Annotated in this window: 16 protein-coding genes; 11 read left to right on the forward strand and 5 right to left on the reverse strand. The window is 63.9% G+C overall.

Annotated elements, in window-relative coordinates; translation table 11 throughout:
- Window positions 1-69: 69 nt before the first annotated feature.
- Window positions 70-738 carry a GntR family transcriptional regulator gene (locus tag GGQ67_RS14640; protein WP_183900984.1) on the reverse strand — a complete coding sequence of 223 codons (669 nt, stop codon included), beginning with the start codon at window positions 736-738 and terminating at the stop codon, window positions 70-72.
- A 180-nt stretch (window positions 739-918) separates the two neighbouring features.
- Between GGQ67_RS14640 and GGQ67_RS14645 the strand changes: the two genes are divergently transcribed.
- Together GGQ67_RS14645 and GGQ67_RS14650 are read left to right on the forward strand one after the other, a co-directional pair.
- On the forward strand, window positions 919-1,689 hold the full coding sequence (locus GGQ67_RS14645) for a LamB/YcsF family protein (RefSeq protein ID WP_183900883.1): 771 nt from the start codon (window positions 919-921) through the stop codon (window positions 1,687-1,689).
- Window positions 1,690-1,888: 199 nt separating this feature from the next.
- Window positions 1,889-2,749 carry an urea carboxylase-associated family protein gene (locus GGQ67_RS14650; RefSeq protein ID WP_183900884.1) on the forward strand — a complete coding sequence of 287 codons (861 nt, stop codon included), beginning with the start codon at window positions 1,889-1,891 and terminating at the stop codon, window positions 2,747-2,749.
- 136 nt (window positions 2,750-2,885) lie between these two features.
- Here GGQ67_RS14650 and GGQ67_RS14655 read toward each other — a convergent pair whose 3' ends face one another.
- Entirely contained in the window at window positions 2,886-4,820 is a 1,935-nt protein-coding gene (locus tag GGQ67_RS14655; protein WP_183900885.1) for a methyl-accepting chemotaxis protein, read from the reverse strand.
- Window positions 4,821-5,212: 392 nt separating this feature from the next.
- Between GGQ67_RS14655 and GGQ67_RS14660 the strand changes: the two genes are divergently transcribed.
- From GGQ67_RS14660 to cysG, 9 genes are all read left to right on the forward strand, one after another.
- Window positions 5,213-5,815 carry an ANTAR domain-containing response regulator gene (locus tag GGQ67_RS14660; RefSeq protein ID WP_343056513.1) on the forward strand — a complete coding sequence of 201 codons (603 nt, stop codon included), beginning with the start codon at window positions 5,213-5,215 and terminating at the stop codon, window positions 5,813-5,815.
- A gap of 43 nt (window positions 5,816-5,858) precedes the next feature.
- Window positions 5,859-7,139 (forward strand): CmpA/NrtA family ABC transporter substrate-binding protein, encoded by a 1,281-nt coding sequence (locus GGQ67_RS14665; protein WP_183900886.1) that lies wholly within the window; start codon window positions 5,859-5,861, stop codon window positions 7,137-7,139.
- Window positions 7,140-7,497: 358 nt separating this feature from the next.
- Entirely contained in the window at window positions 7,498-8,796 is a 1,299-nt protein-coding gene (locus GGQ67_RS14670; protein ID WP_183900887.1) for a CmpA/NrtA family ABC transporter substrate-binding protein, read from the forward strand.
- 56 nt (window positions 8,797-8,852) lie between these two features.
- Entirely contained in the window at window positions 8,853-9,746 is an 894-nt protein-coding gene (gene ntrB / locus GGQ67_RS14675; protein WP_183900888.1) for a nitrate ABC transporter permease, read from the forward strand.
- Between the two features lie 11 nt (window positions 9,747-9,757).
- Window positions 9,758-10,555 (forward strand): ABC transporter ATP-binding protein, encoded by a 798-nt coding sequence (locus GGQ67_RS14680; RefSeq protein WP_183900889.1) that lies wholly within the window; start codon window positions 9,758-9,760, stop codon window positions 10,553-10,555.
- A 4-nt stretch (window positions 10,556-10,559) separates the two neighbouring features.
- Window positions 10,560-13,022 carry a nitrite reductase large subunit NirB gene (gene nirB, locus GGQ67_RS14685; protein WP_183900890.1) on the forward strand — a complete coding sequence of 821 codons (2,463 nt, stop codon included), beginning with the start codon at window positions 10,560-10,562 and terminating at the stop codon, window positions 13,020-13,022.
- Between the two features lie 4 nt (window positions 13,023-13,026).
- Window positions 13,027-13,362 (forward strand): nitrite reductase small subunit NirD, encoded by a 336-nt coding sequence (nirD, locus tag GGQ67_RS14690; RefSeq protein WP_183900891.1) that lies wholly within the window; start codon window positions 13,027-13,029, stop codon window positions 13,360-13,362.
- Between the two features lie 206 nt (window positions 13,363-13,568).
- Window positions 13,569-16,232, forward strand: coding sequence for a nitrate reductase (locus GGQ67_RS14695; RefSeq protein ID WP_183900892.1), 2,664 nt, complete (start codon window positions 13,569-13,571; stop codon window positions 16,230-16,232).
- A complete protein-coding gene (gene cysG / locus GGQ67_RS14700) occupies window positions 16,204-17,694 on the forward strand; it encodes a siroheme synthase CysG (protein ID WP_183900893.1) in 1,491 nt (496 codons plus the stop codon). The genes GGQ67_RS14695 and cysG overlap by 29 nt, the downstream gene beginning before the upstream one ends.
- Window positions 17,695-17,716: 22 nt before the next feature.
- Here the strand turns inward: cysG and GGQ67_RS14705 are convergent, their stop codons facing one another.
- From GGQ67_RS14705 to cysT, 3 genes are read right to left on the reverse strand one after another with little or no spacing between them, the layout of a single operon-like run.
- The gene (locus GGQ67_RS14705; RefSeq protein WP_183900894.1) at window positions 17,717-18,751 is read right to left on the reverse strand and encodes a sulfate/molybdate ABC transporter ATP-binding protein; all 1,035 of its coding nucleotides are present in this window, start codon (window positions 18,749-18,751) and stop codon (window positions 17,717-17,719) included.
- Window positions 18,748-19,653, reverse strand: a complete 906-nt coding sequence (cysW, locus tag GGQ67_RS14710) for a sulfate ABC transporter permease subunit CysW (RefSeq protein ID WP_183900895.1) — start codon at window positions 19,651-19,653, stop codon at window positions 18,748-18,750. Before cysW ends, GGQ67_RS14705 begins: the two co-directional genes overlap by 4 nt.
- 2 nt (window positions 19,654-19,655) lie before the next feature.
- Window positions 19,656-20,477, reverse strand: coding sequence for a sulfate ABC transporter permease subunit CysT (gene cysT / locus GGQ67_RS14715; RefSeq protein WP_183900896.1), 822 nt, complete (start codon window positions 20,475-20,477; stop codon window positions 19,656-19,658).
- Window positions 20,478-20,504: the final 27 nt, after the last annotated feature.

Here is a 20,504-nt window from a genome sequence, read left to right on the forward strand (position 1 = left end):
CGCGCAATGCGATTAGTAAAATCTGCCGTCGATCGCGCGGCAAGGCGGCCGCGGCATCGCCGGCTCGCGCTAGGACCTGGCGCGCTGCAGGGCCGCCAGAACGGAGCGTTCGGACCGCAGGAGATAGTCGTCGAGTTGGTTCGAGGCGGCTTCGATGTCGCCACGCTCAAAGGAGGCAAAGAGCGCGGCATTTAGCGCGATGTAGGGTTCGTGAAGGTGCGCCGTATCCTCGAACCGCGCGAAGACCAGACGCAACTCCGCCAGGACGAGTTCGAAGCCGGCGCTCAAGCGGGGACTGTCGCAGAGGTCGACCATCGAGCGGTGAAACTCCATGTTGATGGTTCCGACCTGCCGCCAGTCGGCATTCGCCCGCGCCGCGCCCGTCCGCGCCAGCTGGTCCTTCATACGAGCCAGCGCCGGATGCCTGGGGGTCGCGGCCTGCACGGCGCCCTTTTGAATGACGCGCCGGACGCGGTAGATATCCACGACGCTCGCTTCGCCCGGGGTCGCGACGAAGACCCCCCGGTTGGGGATGTAGGTCAGCAGGTTCTGGCTCGTCAGCAGCCGAAAGACCTCGCGCAACGTATTGCGCGATATGCCAAAATGCGTCGCCATCTGCTGTTCGGAAAGCTTCGCGCCCGGCTGCAATTCGCCAGAGATCAGCATTCCCCTGATCTTGCCGGCGACATGTGCGGTCAGCGGCTGATCCTCGGTAAGGCCTTGCGGCGCGTCAATCATCAAGATCTTATCCTCTCATGCATCCGGATTTGGGAGAACGGTACGAGCAAAGATCTGTTATCCGTCGCAGCCGCGCATCGCATTCTCGAACCAAATCGCACGAATTCATATTGTTGAACAATAGCCATTGCGTTATTGAACAATAATCCGGGGCGCTCGAACTTTCAACGGAGATGGAACATGGCGGCAATCGACCTGAACAGCGATCTCGGCGAAGGCTTCGGCCCATGGCCGATGGGGGATGACGCCGCCATGCTGGCGACGGTGACCAGCGCCAACATCGCCTGCGGCTTCCATGCCGGCGATCCCTCGGGAATTCTGACGGTGCTCAGGGAAGCGGCCCGGCGCGGCGTGGCCGTCGGCGCCCATATCGGCTACCGCGATCTCGTCGGCTTCGGTCGTCGCAACATGGACCCATCGAGCGCGGAACTCGTGGGCGACACGATCTACCAGATCGGCGCGCTGCAGGGCCTCGCGAAGGCCGCGGGAACCAGGGTTCGCTACGTGAAGCCGCATGGCGCGCTCTATAACACCATCGCCCATGACGCCTGCCAGGCCGCCGATGTCATCGAAGGCATCAAGGCCATCGACCCGAACCTCGTGCTGATGGCTCTGGCCGGCGCGCCGATCGTCGCGCAGGCGCGCGAAGCCGGGCTGACCGTCGTTTGCGAGGCCTTCGCCGACCGCGCCTATAACGTCGACGGCAGCCTCGTCAGCCGTCGGCTAGCCGGCTCCGTCATCCATGACCCGCAAGCCGTCGCCGAGCGCGTGCTGCGCATGGTCAACGAGCAGCGCGTGGTGGCGATCGACGGAACCGAGGTCGCCCTCGATGCACAATCGATCTGCATCCACGGCGACACACCGGCCGCGGTGGCGATCGCGAGCACGCTGCGGCAGACGCTGGAAGCGGGCGGCGTCGAGCTCAAGTCCTTCGTCGACATGTTGTCATGAGCAAGCGCTCGGCTTTCGGTTTCGCCTGTATCGTCTTTGACGACCCCTGTTCCGAAGTGCCGATTTTCAAGAACCAAACGGCGGAACGCGTGGTGCCGAGAGCCGCCCGCGCACGGAGCCTGCCGTGCACCAGCAACACATTGGCCGCGCCGGCAGACTGACGCGGCAGACCACCCGTCATACCAGGAGAAAATCACGGATGAAGCCTCAGCCGATTACCAGCGCACCGGAAGACGCGGCGAGCCGCAAGGCGATCAAGCCGGTCATCTGCTATCCCGTCGAGACACTGCCCCGCCCGGATCTTGCGGCATACCGCGCGCTGCGCGACGATCTGGAGTTCGTCGAGCGCGTGGTTGTGCCGCCGCGTGACGCTGCATGCTGGACCGTGCCGACGGGTCATTTCTGCCGCATCCTTTCAAGTGAAGGATCGCAGGTGGGTGATCTGAACCTCTTCAATGCCAACAATATCGAGGAACGGCTGTTCACCGGCAAGACCCGGGCGCTCAATGGCACGCATGTCGGCCTCGGCGACCAGCTCTTCTCCAACATGCCGTATCTGCGCCCGATCGCGACGATCACCCACGACACGCTCGACTGGTATGGCTTCGACGAATTCGGCGGCTCGGTGCACGACGTGATCGGCACGCGCTGCGATCCCTATACCCACAATCTGCTCAGCAATGGCGGCCAGTACCACCACTGCTGCCATTCCAATCTGACGCGCGCCTTCGCCGCCCGGACCGGCAAGTCCTTGCGGGAGGCAGGCACCTATATTCACGATGTGCTCAATGTCTTCATGTGCACCGGCTTCACGCGCGACACCGGTCAGTATTTCATGAAGGCAAGTCCGGTTCGCCCCGGCGACTATCTCGAATTCTTCGCCGAGATCGACCTCCTCGGCTGCATGTCCGCCTGCCCCGGCGGCGATTGCTCCACCGAGCACTCCTCCGACACCGTCTCCTGCTATCCGCTGGTGGTCGAAATCTACAAGCCGGCACGTGCTCCGGCAGGCTGGAGCGCGCCCGCGATCAACGGCTACGACGGCACGCACGGGCTTTAGACCGCGAAGCCACGCTAGAAAAAAAGGCTCCCGCGCGCATGGGCGCGGGAGCCTTTTTAGCGCTGATCGGCCATATCCGCCGACCGACCGGAGAGCCTTGGACATGGCCCCGTTCGCCGGGGCCATGTCGAGGGGATCAAAAGTCTTCCCAGGCGGGCGCGGTCGCCACTGCGGCATTGCCACCCCTGAAGCTGGACGCCAAGCGCTGCGTCAGCGCCCGCGCCTTCGAAGGCACCGGACGCGATGCTTCGTTGGCGACGGCGATCGGCGCCTGGTTGCGGCCCTGCTCGAGCGTGAACTGGCCGAGAAGCGCGTCGAGCGCACTGGCTTCCTTCGCCAGGCTGTGGCTGGCCGCATTGGTCTCCTCGACCATGGCCGCGTTCTGCTGCGTGCCCTGGTCCATGCTGTTGACCGCCGTGTTGATCTCCTGAATGCCGGTCGACTGCTCGCGGGCCGCCTTGACGATGGCGTTGACATGCGCGGTGATCTCGGTCACCTCGGCCTCGATCTGGACCAGTGCAGCACCGGTTTCGCCAACGAGAGCAACGCCGGTGTTGACCTGGTTTTCGGACGTGGTGATCAACAGCTTGATCTCCTTGGCGGCCTGCGCCGAACGCTGCGCCAGTTCGCGCACCTCCTGGGCGACAACCGCGAAACCCTTGCCGGCCTCGCCCGCGCGGGCGGCCTCGACGCCGGCGTTCAATGCCAAGAGGTTGGTCTGGAAGGCGATGTCATCGATGACGCCGATGATGTTGCTGATCTCACCGGACGATTTGGCAATCTCGTTCATGGCCGAGACGGCGTTGCGCACGACGCTGCCCGATTTCTCGGCGCCGGACCGTGTGCGTTCGACGAGCACGCTTGCTTCCTCGGCCCGCTTGGTCGAATCGCGAACGGTCGTGGTGATCTGCTCCAGAGCTGCCGCGGTCTCTTCGAGCGACGCAGCCTGCTGCTCGGTCCGGCGTGCCAGATCGTCGGCGGCGGAGCGAATTTCGGCGGCGCCGGAATTGATGACGCCGGCATTCCTGCCAACCGCGACGAGCGCGGCCTGCAGCTTGTCGAGCGACATGTTGTAGCTGTTGCGCAGGGCATCCAGGTGCTCGACGAACGGCTTGGAAATGCGATACGAGACGTCGCCGTCGGCCAGGCGGCCGAGACCGAGCGCAAGTGCCTCGACGGCTTCCCGGGTATTCGCGGCGTCCTCTTCCTTCGCGAGTTCGCGCGCGTGGCGTTCGCGTTCGGACAGCGAACGGCCCTCGTCGGCTTCGCGCTCCAGACGCGCACGCTCCAGCGCGTTGTCGCGGAAGATGGCGACGGCCGCGGCCATCTGCCCGACTTCGTCCTTGCGCTCCAGGCCAGGCGTCTCGCTTTCGGTATCTCCGGCCGCCAGTGCGCCCATGCGCTGACGCAGACGGTCGATCGGTGCGGTGATGCCGCGCGAAACCACGAAAAGTCCAAGCAGGGTAATGGCGACGAGGGCAAGACCGAGCGCCGACAATCCGGTGATGATCGTCTTGTTGGTCGTTTCCTGTAGCTCGGCTGTGCCTTCCGACATCATCTTGATCAGCTGATCGTTGCCGCCTGCGAACATCGGCAGGATCGCCGTCAGTTCGGTGCCGGCGCGGCGCATCACGACGACGGCCTCGTCTCGCCTGCCCTCTTTGACGAGTGAGATCATCTGCTGGGCAAGTGCATCGAAGCCATTGACCGCGGTCAGCATGGCTTTCGCCGGCTCGGCTCTCGACTCCACAAGCTGCCCGACGGTCGCGATGCGCTCCTTCATCAGGGCGAAGTTGTCGTTGTAGATCTTGATCGATGCCGCGAACTCGGGAGACGAGGGATCGTTGATCATCATCAAGCCGAGCTGGAAGCCGAGCTGCAGAAGGCCGCCCGTTGCTCTGGCGTTGAGCGTGGCGCCCATGCTTTCCTTCGACAGGAAGCTGGCGTAGCGGCTGTCCGCGCTTTTGAACTGTGTACTGACATAAGCAAGCCCGGCAATGGACGTGACGGCCATGAGGGCAATGACAGCGATGATTTTCGTGCGAATTTTAGCGTTTTGAAGAAAGCTCATTGGAGACCTGACGGGTGGTCGGCCGGCCGCGCATTACCGACGTGCGGACATCTACCGAAGCGTGATGGGTCATTGGCAGTGGAACCCCACCCTCATGGCGAGTAACTCCTCCCAGAACTACCGCCGACACTTGTCATACCATTAGCTTACAGAACCATTAAAATTCGAACGATTGTTTCTTAACCATAAGATTTCAATAGGCAATTCGATTGCTAATGTAGCGCATGATTGAGTGACTAAGTCTGGAAAGGATATCCAGGGCGACCACGCTGAAAATCTCCGTGCAATCGCACATATTTTGTGCAACTCAATATTTGCTTGATTTTTCGGCCAATCTCGCGCATTTCAGCGGAGGAAATTCGACGCCCTCCTGAACGGAATGCTGACTGCCGGTGGCACCATCTCAACCTGCCAAGCCCAGCCTGAATGTGCTGGTTATCGACGAGAACAGCATTCGAGCCTCCATCATCGAACTGGGGCTGCGCGAGGCCGGGTATCAACGGGTGACCGTCGTCAACGACATGAATGGCCTGGCGCGGCGCATCGAGGAGGTCAACCCCGATGTCATCGTCATCGATATCGAGAACCCCAATCGCGACATGCTCGAGAGCATCTTCCAGATCTCCCGCGCCGTGGCGCGGCCGATCGCGATGTTCGTCGACAAATCCGACGAGGATTCCATCATTGCCGCCGTCGATGCCGGCGTATCGGCCTATATTGTCGATGGCCTGAAGAAGGAGCGGGTGAAACCGATCCTGGAGATGGCCGTCAGCCGTTTCAACGCCTTCAACCGCCTGCAGCGCGAACTGGCCGATGCCAAGTCGGCGCTGGAGGAGCGCAAGATCATCGACCGCGCCAAGGGTATTCTGATGAAGATGCGCGGACTGTCGGAAGACGAGGCCTTCGCGCTTCTGCGCCAGACCGCCATGAACGAGAAGAAGAAGATCGCCGACATCGCCCAGAGCGTCATCACGGCCGCCGGGCTGTTGATGTGAGTGCCGGCGCCTATCATATGCTTGATGTCCGGAGGAAACCGGGATGGACAAGATCATGACCGACAATGCCAGCGGTAGCCTTGCCGCACCGACAAGCACCGCTGCCGAAGGCTCGAGAACGCTGCGCGCCGGCTTCATCCCGCTTGTCGATGCCTCGGTCCTGATCGCGGCGGCGGAATTCGGCTTCGCGGCCAAGGAGGGGCTGACGCTCGACCTCGTCAAGGACGTCTCCTGGGCCAATGTTCGCGACCGCCTGGCGTTTCGCCAATTCGACATCGCCCATATGCTGTCACCCATGCCGGTTGCCTCGGCGCTCGCGCTCGGTTCCAACCCGTCGCCGACGATCACGCCATTCTCGCTTGGGCGCGGCGGCAATGCGATCACCTTGTCGACGGCGCTGTTCGAGCGGATGCAGCAGGCGGCGAGGCTTGCCGAGATGCCGAGCGCGCTCGAGAGCGCGCGTGCGCTGGCGATGGTCCTGGGAGAGATGAAGGCGCGAGGCGAGCCGACGCCGACGCTGGGCATGACCTATCCCTTCTCCTCGCACAATTACGAGTTCCGCTATTGGCTCGCAGCGGGCGGCATCGACCCCGACAATGACGTGAGACTTGTCGTGGTCCCGCCACCCTTGACCTCGGACGCGCTCGCCGCCGGCGCCATCGATGGCTTCTGCGTCGGCGCGCCATGGAACATGATCGCCTCCGAGCGCGGTGTGGGTCGCATCGTCGCCGCGAAGCAGGATATCTGGCCCTCGGCACCGGAAAAGGTCATCGGCATGCGCCCTGATTGGGCGGATGCCAATCGCGATACCGTTTCCAGGCTGATCGTTGCGCTCGATAGAGCCGCCCGCTGGTGCGACCGAGTCGAAAACCATGACGCGCTGTCGCAGGCGCTCGCCGATCCGCGCTACATCGCCGCGCCCGTCGAGATCATCCGGCATGTGCTGGCGGGCGAATTCAGCCTTGATGCCAAGGGCAACCGCCGCGTGATCGACGACTACTTTCTTTTCCACGGCCGCTCCGCCAACTATCCGCGCCCCAGCCAGGCGCTCTGGATCTACAGCCAGATGGTGCGCTGGGGGCAGGCCGAAATGTCGCTGAACAACGCCAGGGCAGCGGCCTCCGCCTATCGCCCCGATCTCTACCGGGCAGCACTCGGCCCGGATAGCGCCCCTGCGGATGCCGACATCCGCATCGAGGGAGACACGGACGGAGACCGTTTCATGGACGGTCATGTCTTTGATCCGTCGCGGTTCGCGGACTATGTTTCGGGCTTCGCTGTCCGTAGCGTTCAATCGCCACCGAAGGGCTCTGACGACCACTGATCGATTGCTGCCATGCACAAATAGCTTGCACTTGGAAATGCCGTCACGATGGCATTCGCACAAAACATCGCCACGGGAAAACCGGGGTGAAAAATTAAGCAGATAAGCATCTGCCGATTTTACGTTTTAGTTTCAATCACATAAAATCGCATTTTAGAACTGGCACACCGTTTGCTTAGTTAAAACCGCACCGGTCAACGGCGATCGGGGCGAGATGAGCGCGCGATAAGCGCTCGCAAAAGACATCGACGTCGCAAGGCCTTTGCAGTCCGGGACCCTCCCTCCCGATGACGCATCCGCCGAGCGGCGTTTTTTATTCCCGAATTTCCGGCCAGCACCAGCAGAGGGAACCTGCGTAATGAGCAAGATAATCACGACCGGCATCACACGTCGCGGCCTGTTGAAGACGACGGCAACCGCAGCCCTGATCACAGCGGTCCGGAGCGCGTTCCCGTCGGGTGCCTTCGCCGCCGGCGCCGGCCCCGAGGTGACGGGCGCCAAGCTCGGCTTCATCGCGCTCACCGACGCCGCGCCGCTCGTTGTCGCGCAGGAGAAAGGCCTGTTCGCCAAGCACGGCATGCCCGATGTCGAGGTCGCCAAGCAGGCCTCCTGGGGTGCGACGCGCGACAATCTCGTGCTCGGTGGTGCGGCCAACGGCATCGACGGCGCCCACATACTCTCGCCGCTGCCCTACCTCATGCACACCGGCAAGGTGACGCAAAACAACCAGCCGGTGCCGATGACCATTCTCGCCCGGCTCAACTACGACAGCCAGGGCATCTCGGTCGCCAAGGAATATGCCGATACCGGCGTGCAGCTGGACGCCTCCAGGCTGAAGGCCGCCTTCGAGAAGAAGAAGGCCGAGGGCAAGGAGATCAAGGCCGCGATGACCTTCCCGGGCGGCACGCATGATCTCTGGATCCGTTACTGGCTCGCCGCCGGCGGCATCGATCCCGACAAGGATGTCTCCACGATCGTCGTTCCGCCGCCTCAGATGGTCGCGAACATGAAGGTCGGCAACATGGACGTCTTCTGTGTCGGCGAACCCTGGAACGAGCAGCTGGTCAACCAGGGCATCGGCTTCACGGCGGCAACGACCGGCGAACTCTGGAAGGGCCATCCGGAAAAGGCGCTCGGCATGCGTTCGGATTGGGTCGAGAAGAACCCGAACGCCGCCAAGGCGCTGCTGATGGCCGTGATGGAAGCTCAGCAATGGTGCGACAGCATGGACAACAAGGAAGAAATGTCGGCGCTGCTCGGCAAGCGCCAGTGGTTCAACGTTCCGCCGAAGGACGTGCTCGGCCGCCTCAAGGGCGACATCAACTACGGCAACGGACGCCTCACCAAGGGCACCGACCTCTACATGAAGTTCTGGGCCGGCGGTGTCTCCTATCCGTTCAAGAGCCACGATACCTGGTTCCTCGCCGAGAACATCCGCTGGGGCAAATTCGCGCCGGATACCGACATCAAGAAGCTGGTCGACGAGGTCAACCGGGAGGACATCTGGCGCGCCGCCGCCAAGGACCTTGGCGTTGCCGCCGCCGACATCCCGGCATCCTCCTCGCGCGGCAAGGAAACCTTCTTCGACGGCAAGGTCTTCGATCCCGAAAACCCCTCCGCCTATCTCGACAGCCTGACGATCAAGGTTGCGTCCTGATCCGTGCCGCCGGCGTAGACCACGCCGGCTCTTCCATCCCGCAAGAGGAGCGCAGAATGCCCGCTTTGGCCAAGAAACAGACGATCGCGACGTCGGCAACCGCATCGAAAACCGCAACCATCCTGCCGCTCGCCAGGCGTCCGGCGGCAAGGTTCGACATCAGGAAGATTTCGGCCACGCTTGCCCGCAACGTCGTACCGCCACTCGTCGTGCTCGCCATCCTGCTCGGCGTCTGGCAGGTGCTCTGTTCGTCGCCGACCGCCTCGCTGCCCTCGCCCTATCAGGTCTGGCAGGAGAGCTTCGACCTGATCGCCTATCCCTTCTTCAACTACGGCTCGCAGGATATCGGGCTTGGCTGGCGGGTGCTGATCTCGCTGCAGCGCGTGGCTTACGGCTTCGGGCTCGCCGCGATCGCCGGCGTGATTGTCGGCGCCATCATCGGCCAATCGGTATGGGCGATGCGCGGCCTTGATCCGATCTTCCAGGTCCTGCGCACCGTGCCGCCACTTGCCTGGCTGCCGCTCTCGCTCGCCGCCTTCCAGAACGCCAACCCCTCGGCGATCTTCGTGATCTTCATCACCTCGATATGGCCGGTCATCATCAACACCGCCGTCGGCGTGCGCAACATCCCGCAGGACTATCGCAACGTCGCCCAGGTGCTGCGGCTGAACCAGATCGAGTTCTTCTTCAAGATCATGCTGCCTTCGGCCGCCCCCTACATCTTCACCGGCCTTCGCATCGGCGTCGGTCTCTCCTGGCTGGCGATCGTCGCGGCCGAAATGCTCACCGGTGGTGTCGGCATCGGCTTCTTCATCTGGGATGCGTGGAACTCGTCCCGCCTGCCCGACATCATCGTCGCGCTTGCCTACATCGGCGTCGTCGGCTTCGCGCTCGACAAGCTGGTGGCGGCGGTCGGCAAGCTGATCACCCGCGGCGCTTCGGCCAATTGAAGGGAACGACCATGACCGCCTATCTCAAGCTCGACCATATCGACAAGCATTTCGACCGGGCCGGCGTGCGCGCCGAGGTGCTGAAGGCCATCAACCTGACGATCTCCAAGGGCGAGTTCGTCTCGATCATCGGCCACTCCGGTTGCGGCAAGTCCACCCTGCTCAACCTCATCGCCGGCCTGACGCCGGTCTCATCGGGCGCCGTGCTGCTGGAAAACCGCGAGGTCAACGCCCCCGGCCCCGAGCGCGCCGTCGTCTTCCAGAACCACAGCCTGCTGCCCTGGCTCACCGTCTACGAAAACGTCAACCTCGCCGTCTCCAAGGTATTCGGCAATTCGAAGAGCAAGGCGGAGCGTCACGACTGGGTGATGGCGAACCTCGATCTCGTGCAGATGGCGCACGCCAAGGACAAGCGCCCCTCCGAAATATCCGGCGGCATGAAGCAGCGCGTCGGCATCGCCCGGGCGCTCTCCATGGAGCCGAAAATCCTGTTGCTCGACGAGCCGTTCGGCGCGCTAGACGCGCTAACGCGCGCCCATTTGCAGGATGCGGTCATGGAAATCCATGCGCGCCTCGGCAACACGATGGTGATGATCACCCATGACGTCGACGAGGCCGTGCTGCTCTCCGACCGCATCGTGATGATGACCAACGGCCCGGCCGCCAAGATCGGCGAAGTCCTCGACGTGCCGATCGCCCGCCCGCGCAACCGCATCGAGCTCGCCTCCGACCGAACCTACCTCAAATGCCGCGAAGCCGTGCTGAAGTTCCTCTACGAACGCCACCGCTTCGTCGAAGCCGCGGAGTAAACCCATGTCAGACACCCGCATCGAAAAACTCGTGATCATCGGCAACGGCATGGCGCCCGGGCGCATGCTCGAGCACTTGTTCGAGAAGGCGCCCGGCCAGTATCAGGTCACGATCTTCAACGCCGAGCCACGCGTCAATTACGACCGCATCATGCTGTCGCCGGTTCTATCCGGCGAGAAGAGCTACGAGCAGATCGTCATCCATGGCGACGGCTGGTACATCGACCATGGCATCACGCTCTACAAGGGCCACAAGATCGTCGCCATCGACCGCGATGCCAAGACGGTCACCTCGGACCACGGCGTCACCGAGAGCTACGACAAGCTGGTGATCGCCACCGGCTCCGTGCCCTTCATCATCCCCGTCCCCGGCAAGGACCTGCCAGGGGTCATCACCTATCGCGATCTCGACGACGTGCAGGCGATGCTTCTGGCGGCGCAATCGCGCGAGAAAGCGATCGTCATCGGCGGCGGCCTGCTCGGATTGGAGGCTGCGGCCGGCCTCGCGCAGCGCGGCATGGATGTCACCGTGCTGCATGTCATGCCAACGCTGATGGAGCGCCAGCTCGACCCCGCCGCCGGCTATCTGCTGCAGAAGGCCGTCGAGGAGCGCGGCATCAAGGTCATCACCAAGGCCAACACCAAGGCGATCGTCGGCAACGGCAAGGTCGAGGGCATCGAGCTCGATGACAACAGCGTCATTCCGGCAAGCCTCGTCGTCATGGCCGTCGGCATCCGCCCGAATGTCGGGCTGGCGAAAGAGGCCGGCCTTGCGGTCAATCGCGGCATCGTTGTCGACGACGGTATGCGCACCTCGGATGGCGATATTCTCTCGCTCGGCGAATGCGCCGAGGTCGGCGGCATGGTCTATGGCCTGGTCGCGCCGCTCTACGAAATGGCCCGCATCGCCGCCTCGCATCTTGCGGGTGACACGTCTCCCGCCTTCGTGCACTCCGACACGCCGACCAAGCTCAAGGTGACGGGCATCGATCTCTACTCGCTCGGCGACTTCGCCGATGGCGACGATCGCGAGGAGATCGTGCTGCGCGACGCCACCGCCGGCGTCTACAAGCGCCTGGTGCTGAAGGACAACCGTATCATCGGCACCGTTCTCTACGGCGAGACGGCTGATGGTGCGTGGTTCAACGATCTAAAGAAGAAGCAGACCGACATCACCGAGATGCGCGATACGCTGATCTTCGGTCAGGCTTACCAGGGAGGGTCGCCGCTGGACCCTATGGCGGCCGTTGCAGCCTTGCCGGATGATGCGGAAATCTGCGGCTGCAACGGCGTATGCAAGGGCAAGATCACCTCGACCATCACGGCCAAGGGACTGACGTCGCTTGACGACGTCCGCGCCCACACCAAGGCGTCGGCCTCCTGCGGCTCCTGCACCGGCCTGGTCGAACAGCTGATGTCGCTGACGCTCGGCGACAGCTACAACCCGGCCGCGGTTACCCCGATGTGCACCTGCACCGAACTCGGCCATGACGATGTTCGCCGCCTGATCAAGGCCAAGGGTCTGAAGACAATCCCCGCCGTCATGCAGGAACTCGAATGGAAGACCTCCTGCGGCTGCGCCAAGTGTCGCCCGGCGCTCAACTACTATCTCGTCTGCGATTGGCCGGATGAATACGCAGACGACTACCAGTCGCGCTACATCAACGAGCGCGTCCACGCCAACATCCAGAAGGACGGCACCTATTCCGTCGTCCCCCGCATGTGGGGCGGCGTCACGAACGCAAGCGAATTGCGCGCCATCGCCGACGTCGTCGACAAGTTCGAGATCCCGATGGTGAAGGTCACCGGCGGCCAGCGCATCGACCTGCTGGGGATCGAGAAGGAGGACCTGCCGGCGGTCTGGGCCGATCTCGGCAAGGCCGGTTTCGTCTCCGGACAGGCCTATGCCAAGGGGCTGCGGACGGTGAAGACCTGTGTCGGTTCCGACTGGTGCCGCTTCGGCACGCAGGATTCCACCGGTCTCGGTATCCGCATCGAGAAGTTCATGTGGGGCTCCTGGACGCCGGCCAAGCTGAAGCTCGCCGTCTCCGGCTGCCCGCGCAACTGCGCGGAAGCGACCTGCAAGGATATCGGCGTCATTTGCGTGGATAGTGGCTTCGAGATTCACTTCGCCGGTGCCGCCGGTCTCGACATCAAGGGCACCGAGGTTCTCGGCCTGGTGAAGACCGGGGACGAGGCGCTGGAGCATATCGTGGCACTGACGCAGATGTACCGCGAGCAGGCCCGCTATCTCGAGCGCATCTACAAATGGGCGAAGCGTGTCGGGCTTGAGGAAATCCGCCGTCAGATCGTCGGCGATGCCGACAAGCGCAAGGCCTATTACGAGCGCTTCGTCTTCTCGCAGACATTCGCCCAGGTCGATCCCTGGTCGGAGCGCGTCTCCGGCAAGGACAAGCATGAATTCAAGCCGATGGCGACGATCGGCTTTCCCCAGGCAGCGGAGTGAGGAGATGGACATGAACTGGATCTCGATCGGCGACATCTCCGACATCCCGCTACGCGGCGCCCGCTGCGTGAAGACCCCGCAGGGCAAGATCGCCGTTTTCCGCACGGCGGAGAACGAGGTCTTCGCGATCGAAGACCATTGCCCACACAAGGGCGGGCCGCTGTCGCAGGGGATCGTCCATGCGAAGGCGGTGACCTGCCCGCTGCATAATTGGGTGATTTCGCTGGAGACAGGCAAGGCGCTCGGGGCGGACGAGGGCGAGGTCAGGACCATTGCCGTGAGGAACGAGGATGGCGCGCTGTTCATCGCCTTCGAAAGTTTGATGATGGCGGCGGAGTGATCGGCTGATGGTGGAGAGTTTACCCCCCTCTGTCCTGCCGGACATCTCCCCCACAAGGGGGGAGATTGGCTGGACGCACCCACTCGCTCCACGCTCACTACTTGGTTGGGGAGCAACCCACGAGTCGATCTCCCCCCTTGTGGGGGAGATGTCCGGCAGGACAGAGGGGGGTGACCACGCTCTCAGCGACTTGAGAGGGCACCCCCATGCCCGCTGAAACCAAAACCACCTGTCCCTATTGCGGCGTCGGTTGCGGTGTCATCGCAACGGTCGCCGACGACGGTGTCGTCTCCGTCAAAGGCGATCCCGACCATCCGGCCAATTTCGGACGCCTGTGCTCCAAGGGCTCCGCGCTCGCCGAAACCATCGATCTCGACGGACGCCTGCTCTATCCCGAAATCGCCGGGCAACGCACAGGCTGGAACACCGCGCTTGATCTCGTCGCCGACCGCTTCTCGAGGGCGATCGCCGAACACGGCCCGGACTCCGTGGCCTTCTACGTCTCCGGCCAACTGCTCACCGAGGATTATTACGTCGCCAACAAGCTGATGAAGGGGTTCATCGGCTCCGCCAACATCGACACCAACTCCCGTCTCTGCATGTCATCCTCGGTCGCCGGCCATCGACGCGCCTTCGGCGCCGATACGGTGCCGGGCGTCTACGAAGATCTCGAATTGGCCGATCTCGTCATCCTCACCGGCTCCAACCTCGCCTGGTGCCATCCCGTCATCTATCAACGCCTTGCGGCTGCCAAGGCGGCGCGCCCGGGCATGAAGGTCGTGGTCATCGACCCCCGTCGAACGATGACATCCGATATCGCAGACCTGCATCTGGCCATTCGTCCGGATAGCGACGTCGCGCTGTTCATGGGTCTCTTCGCGCACCTCATCGCGTCCGGCGCGGTCGACCAGAACTACGTGGCGGAGCATACCAGCGGTTTCAACGAGGCCTTCGCCACGGCCGCGACGCTCTCCGCCAGCGATATACTGGAGCAGACCGGCCTTCCCGCCATGCAGCTTCGCGAATTCTACCGCCTGTTTACGGCGACCGAAAAGGTCGTCACCTGCTACAGCCAGGGCGTCAACCAATCCTCAACAGGCACCGACAAGGTCAATTCGATCATCAATTGCCACCTTGCCACCGGCCGCATCGGCCGGCCAGGCATGGGCCCCTTCTCGCTCACCGGCCAGCCGAACGCCATGGGTGGACGCGAAGTCGGGGGGCTCGCCAACATGCTCGCCGCCCATATGGCGATCGAAAACGCCGATGACCGTGATCGCGTCCAGCGCTTCTGGCAGTCGCCTGCCATCGCGCGGAAGCCCGGCCTGAAAGCAGTCGACCTGTTCAAGGCTGTCGCTGACGGTCGCATCAAGGCGCTGTGGATCATGGCGACCAATCCCGTCGTCTCGATGCCGGATGCCGATGCCGTCGAAGCCGCGATCAAGGCCTGCCCCTTCGTCGTCGTCTCCGATGTCCTCAGCGACACCGACACAACCCGCCATGCCGATGTCCTGCTGCCCTCGCTCGGCTGGGGCGAGAAGAACGGAACCGTCACCAACTCCGAGCGCCGCATCTCGCGTCAGCGCGACTTCCTCGACGCACCGGGCGATGCCCGCGCTGACTGGTGGCAGCTTGCCGAGGTCGGACGGCGCATGGGCTTCAACGGCTTTGGCTATGCGTCGCCGGCGGACATCTTTGCCGAGCACGCCGCCCTCTCCGCCTTCGAGAATGACGGCAGCCGCGACTTCGACATCGGCGCCTTTGCAGGGGTGGATGAGCCGAGCTACCGCCTCATGTCGCCGTTCCAATGGCCAGCCACGCCGGAGCCGGCTACCGTCAGCAGCGGCGGCAAGCGCTTCTTCGCCGATGGCCGCTTCTACCATCCGGATGGGCGAGCACGGTTCGTCGCCCTTGAGCCAGCCGTCGCCGATCGTACCAATTCCGATTACCCCTTCACGCTCAACACCGGTCGTATTCGCGACCAGTGGCACACGATGACGCGCACGGGCAAAAGCGCCCGCCTCTCCTCGCATATCGCCGAGCCCTTCGCCGAACTGCATCCGCGCGACGCGATCGAGATCGGCGTCGGCAATGCCACGCTGGTCGAAATCGAAAGCCCGCATGGCAAGGCGATCGTGCGCGCCTTGATCACGGAGCGGCAGGCCCGCGGCAGCGTTTTCGTGCCCATGCACTGGAACGACCAGTTCGCCGCCAAGGCCCGGATCGACGCCGTCGTCGCGCCGGTCACCGATCCGCTATCCGGCCAGCCCGCCTCCAAGAACGTCGCCGTCTCGGCAAGGGCGTTCGCGGCCATATCGTACGGCTTCGCCGTTTCGGCAACCAGGCCCGAGGGGCTTGATACGCCCTATTGGGCGCTGGCGAAGGCCGACGGCGGCTGGCGGCTCGAGTTTGCCGCCGACAATCACGTCGAGGACTGGTCGCGGTGGTGCCGCCGCACATTCGCCATTCCCGAGGTGCTCGAGCCGCTCGGTTACGCGGACCTGCAATCCGGCGACATCAGGCTCGCCTTCTTCGACGGTGACCGGCTTCTCGCCGCGCTTTTCATCGCCCGGCAGCCGGTGGCCGTCGCGCGCAACTGGGCGATCGCGCAGCTTGGTGCGTCGCATGATCAGCCGCGCAAGCGCTTCGCGCTGGTTGCCGGCCGCCCCGGCTCGGACATGCCGGATCCCGGCGCCACCGTCTGTTCCTGCCTCGGTGTCGGCGTCAACCAGATCATCTCCGCCGTGCGCGGCGGTTGCCACAGCGTCGAGGCGATCGGCGCGCAAACCAAGGCTGGAACCAATTGCGGCTCGTGCCGCGCGGAAATCAGGGGGATCATCGATGGATGTCTTGCGGCAGCAGCGGAATGACAGTCCGGCCCGGATGGAGCCGCTCGCCAAGCTCCCCGTCTTCTGGGCACTCGAAGGAAAGCGTGTCGTGGTCGCGGGCGGCACGGATGCGGCGGCCTGGAAAGCCGAGTTGCTGGCGGCCTGCGGCGCCCATGTCGAGATATTCGCCGAAACCTTGGGCGATGCCTGCACTGCCCTTCTCGCGGGCAAGCTGGGGCATCCATCCGCAAGCATCTGCCACCATCAGCGGGATTGGCAGGAGGCTGACCTCGACGATGCCGTGCTGGCGATTGGCGACTGCGACCATGACGACGAAGCAAGACGCTTCTTCGACGCCGCGCGCGCGGTGGGCGTGCCCGTCAACGTCATCGACAAGCCGGACTATTGCCAGTTCCAGTTCGGCTCCATCGTCAACCGCTCTCCCGTCGTCGTGTCGATCTCGACCGATGGTGCCGCCCCCATCCTTGCGCAGGCGATCCGCCGACGGATCGAGACCTTGCTGCCGCAGGCGCTGAAAGGCTGGGCGGGGTTGGCGCAGGCGCTGCGGGACGGAATTAACGAGCGGCTGGCACCGGGGCCCCAGCGCCGCGCCTTCTGGGAAAAGTTCGTCGATCGCGCCTTTTCCAGTTCGGATACGCCGGAGGAGGGCGTTGGCGGGCTGCTTCTCGAGGAGGCCGAGAGGCTCCGGGGAGTGCCCGCCCACATGTCTCGAGGCCGCGTGACGCTCGTCGGCGCCGGCCCCGGCGATGCCGAACTCCTGACGCTGAAGGCAGTGCGGGCTTTGCAGGCGGCCGACGTGATCCTTTTTGATGATCTCGTCTCCGCTGAGGTGCTGGAGCTTGCCCGCCGGGAGGCCAAGCGGATGCTTGTCGGCAAGCGCGGCGGCCGCACGAGCTGCCGCCAGGAAGATATCAACGACATGATGGTCAAGCTCGCCAAGGCGGGCAAGCATGTCGTCCGCCTGAAATCGGGCGATCCGATGATCTTCGGGCGCGCCGGCGAAGAGATTGCGCATCTGGACCGCGAAGGCATCCCCGTCGATGTCGTCCCCGGCATCACGGCGGCGAGCGCGATGGCCTCCCGGCTCGGAATTTCGCTCACGCACCGCGATCACGCCCAATCCGTGCGCTTCATCACCGGCCACTCCCGCCATGGCGGATTGCCTGATGATGTGAACTGGAAAAGCGTCGCCGATCCGCATACGACGACCGTCTTCTATATGGGCGGCAGAACGGCGGCGCTGATCGCCGAGCGACTGGTCGCGGAAGGGCTGGCGCCTTCGACGCCTGTCATGGTGATGAGCGACGTCAGCCGGGACACGCAGCGTCACTGGCGCGGTTCGATCGCAAAGCTCCACGAGGGCATTGCCGTCATTGGCTACGAGCAGCCTGTACTGATCGCCGTCGGGTCGGCATTCGCCGCGCGTGTGGTGGCGGACCAGGATGACATTCAGCCTGAGCTGTACCTGCGGCGCGAGGCCTGATTCCGCCCGGCGCTGGCTCCGTTCAGGCCGCGGTCTGGGCGGCGCCGAAGACCTTGGCGCGGCGCACGGTGACGAAGCCGCGATCCCCTGCCTTGACGGCGCGCTCCGGCTCGACGTCGAATTCGAGCTGCACGCCACTTTCGGTGCTCGCGAGAATACGGCGGCCATCCGGCCTGTCGAGAACACGGTCGACGCTTGCGCCGATGCCTGGAGCTTCCGCGGACCAGTCGAGATCGGCCGGGCGCGCGTAGATCTCGCCGGCGCCATCGGCAATGCCGGGTGCGGCGACCGAGGCACCGCCCGCATAGGCGACGCCAGCCCGGATTTCGGCCGGCAAAACGTTGGCGTCACCGAGGAATTTCATCACGAAGGCGGATTGCGGATCGCGGCAGACCTGTTCGGGCGTTCCCTCCTGAACGATCTTGCCATCCTTCAGGATGACGACGCGGTCGGCGAGATCGAGCGCCTCTTCCTGATCGTGGGTCACGAATATCGTGGTAATGCCAAGCTCGTGATAAATCTCGCGCAGCCAGCGGCGCAGGTCGTGACGGACATTGGCATCGAGCGCGCCGAACGGTTCATCGAGAAGCAGTACCTTCGGATCGACGGAGAGCGCGCGGGCAAGTGCCACGCGCTGGCGCTGCCCGCCGGAGATCTGTGCCGGAAACCGGTCGCCCAGCCCCTCGAGCCGCACGAGGCGCAGCAGCTCGGTGACACGCGCTTCGATCGCCGCCCTGTCGCGCTTGACCTTCGACACCTTCATGCCGAAGGCGATGTTTTCGGCGACCGTCATGTGCGGGAAGAGCGCGTAGTGCTGGAAGACGAAGCCAACGCCACGGTCACGCACCGGAATGTCGGTCGCATCCTGGTCGCCGAAAAAGATCTGGCCGCCATCCGAATATTCGAGGCCCGCGACCATGCGCAGGATGGTGGTCTTGCCGGAGCCAGACGGCCCGAGCAGCGCGAGCAGCGCGCCGCTGCGGATATCCAGCGAGACATCGCGCACGGCGCGAAACGTGTCGAAGGTTTTGACGACGTGGTCGAGGCGGATCTTCATGAGCTTTTCTCTGCTGGCTGGGCAACGAGCGCCGGATGAGCGGCGGACTTGGCGCGGGTCCGGCGACCGGCCCCCTGGCGCTCGAGCGCCACCTTGGCGATGATGGTGAAGATGGCGATGACCGCCAGGATCGAGGCGGCGGCGAAGGCGCCGGTTGTCTGATAATCGTGATAGAGCAGCTCGATGTGCAGCGGCAGCGTATTCGTCTGGCCGCGAATATTGCCCGACACCACCGACACGGCGCCGAACTCACCCATCACACGCGCGTTGCAGAGCACGACGCCGTAAAGCATCGCCCATTTGATATTTGGCAGCGTCACCGAAAAGAACGTGCGCCAGCCGGACGCGCCGAGCGATGTCGCCGCCTCCTCCAGATCGCGCCCCTGCGCCTGCATCAACGGGATGAGTTCGCGCGCGACAAAGGGCGCGGTCACGAACATCGAGGCCAGAACGATCCCCGGAAGCGCGAACAGGATCTTGATGTCATAGGCTTCCAGCGTCGGCCCGAAGATGCCCTGCAGGCCATAGACGAAGAGATAGGCAACGCCGGCGACGATCGGCGACACCGAGAAAGGCACCTCGATCAGGACGAGCAGGAAGCGCTTGCCCCAGAAATCGAACTTGGTGATCGCCCATGCGGCGGCGACACCGAAGGCGGTGTTGACAGGCACGGCGATCAGCGCTGTCAGCACCGTCAGCATGATTGCGTGACGCGTGTCGGGACTGGTGATCGTGGCGCTATAGACCTGCCAGCCCTTGGCGAAGGCTTCGACCCCGATGATGACAAGCGGCGCCAGGACGAGGAAAGCGCCGATGACGAGTACAAGGCCGATCAAGGTGCGCCTGACGATCGGCTGGTCGCCGACGCGCGGCGGTTTGCGGTGGGTGGGAATGCTGCGCATGATCAGTTCCTCACCGTGTATCGCAGCGCCCGCGCCTGCATCCAGTTGGTGATCGCCAGCATCACGAAGGCAGTCAGCAACAGAACGGAGGCGATCGCGGCGGCGGCCTGATAGTCGTATTCCTCGAGCCGGATGAAGACGAGAAGTGCCGTGATCTCCGTCGACATCGGCTGATTGCCGGCGATGAAGATGATGGCGCCGAACTCGCCGAGCGAACGGGCGAAGGATAGAGACACGCCGGCAAGCAGGGCTGGTGTCAGCAAGGGCAGCATGACCTTGCGGAAGATCGTCCAGTCCGAGCCGCCAAGCGACTGCGCCGCCTCTTCGTAGGCCGGGTCGAGATCCTCCAAAACAGGCTGCACGGTGCGAACGATGAAGGGAAGACTGGTGAAGCACATGGCGATCATGATACCGATCGGCGTATAGGCGACCTTGATGCCGACACCTTCAAGCACAGAGCCGAACCAGCCGTTCGCAGCAAACAGCGTCGTGAGGGCGATGCCGGCCACCGCCGTCGGCAGCGCGAACGGCAGATCGACCATCGCATCGACGAGCCGCCAGCCGGGAAAGCGATAGCGCGTCAGCACCCAGGCGAGCGCGAAGCCGAAGAACAGGTTGAAGGTCGTGGCGCCGAGCGCCGAAAGCACGGTGACCCGATAGCTTGCGAGCGCGCGCGTGGACGAGACGATGCGCCAGTAATCCTCCAGCCCGAGGCTCGCGGCCTTGAACACCAGCGCCGCCAGAGGCAGAACGACGATAAGGCCGACATAGAGAAGGGTCACTCCCAGCGACAGCCGTAACCCGGGCAGGACATTGCGTCTCAAGCGGTCATTCCCTGTTTCATAAGCCCT

It is taken from the genome of Rhizobium metallidurans (assembly GCF_014196505.1).
GTDB classification, from domain to species: Bacteria; Pseudomonadota; Alphaproteobacteria; order Rhizobiales; family Rhizobiaceae; genus Rhizobium; species Rhizobium metallidurans.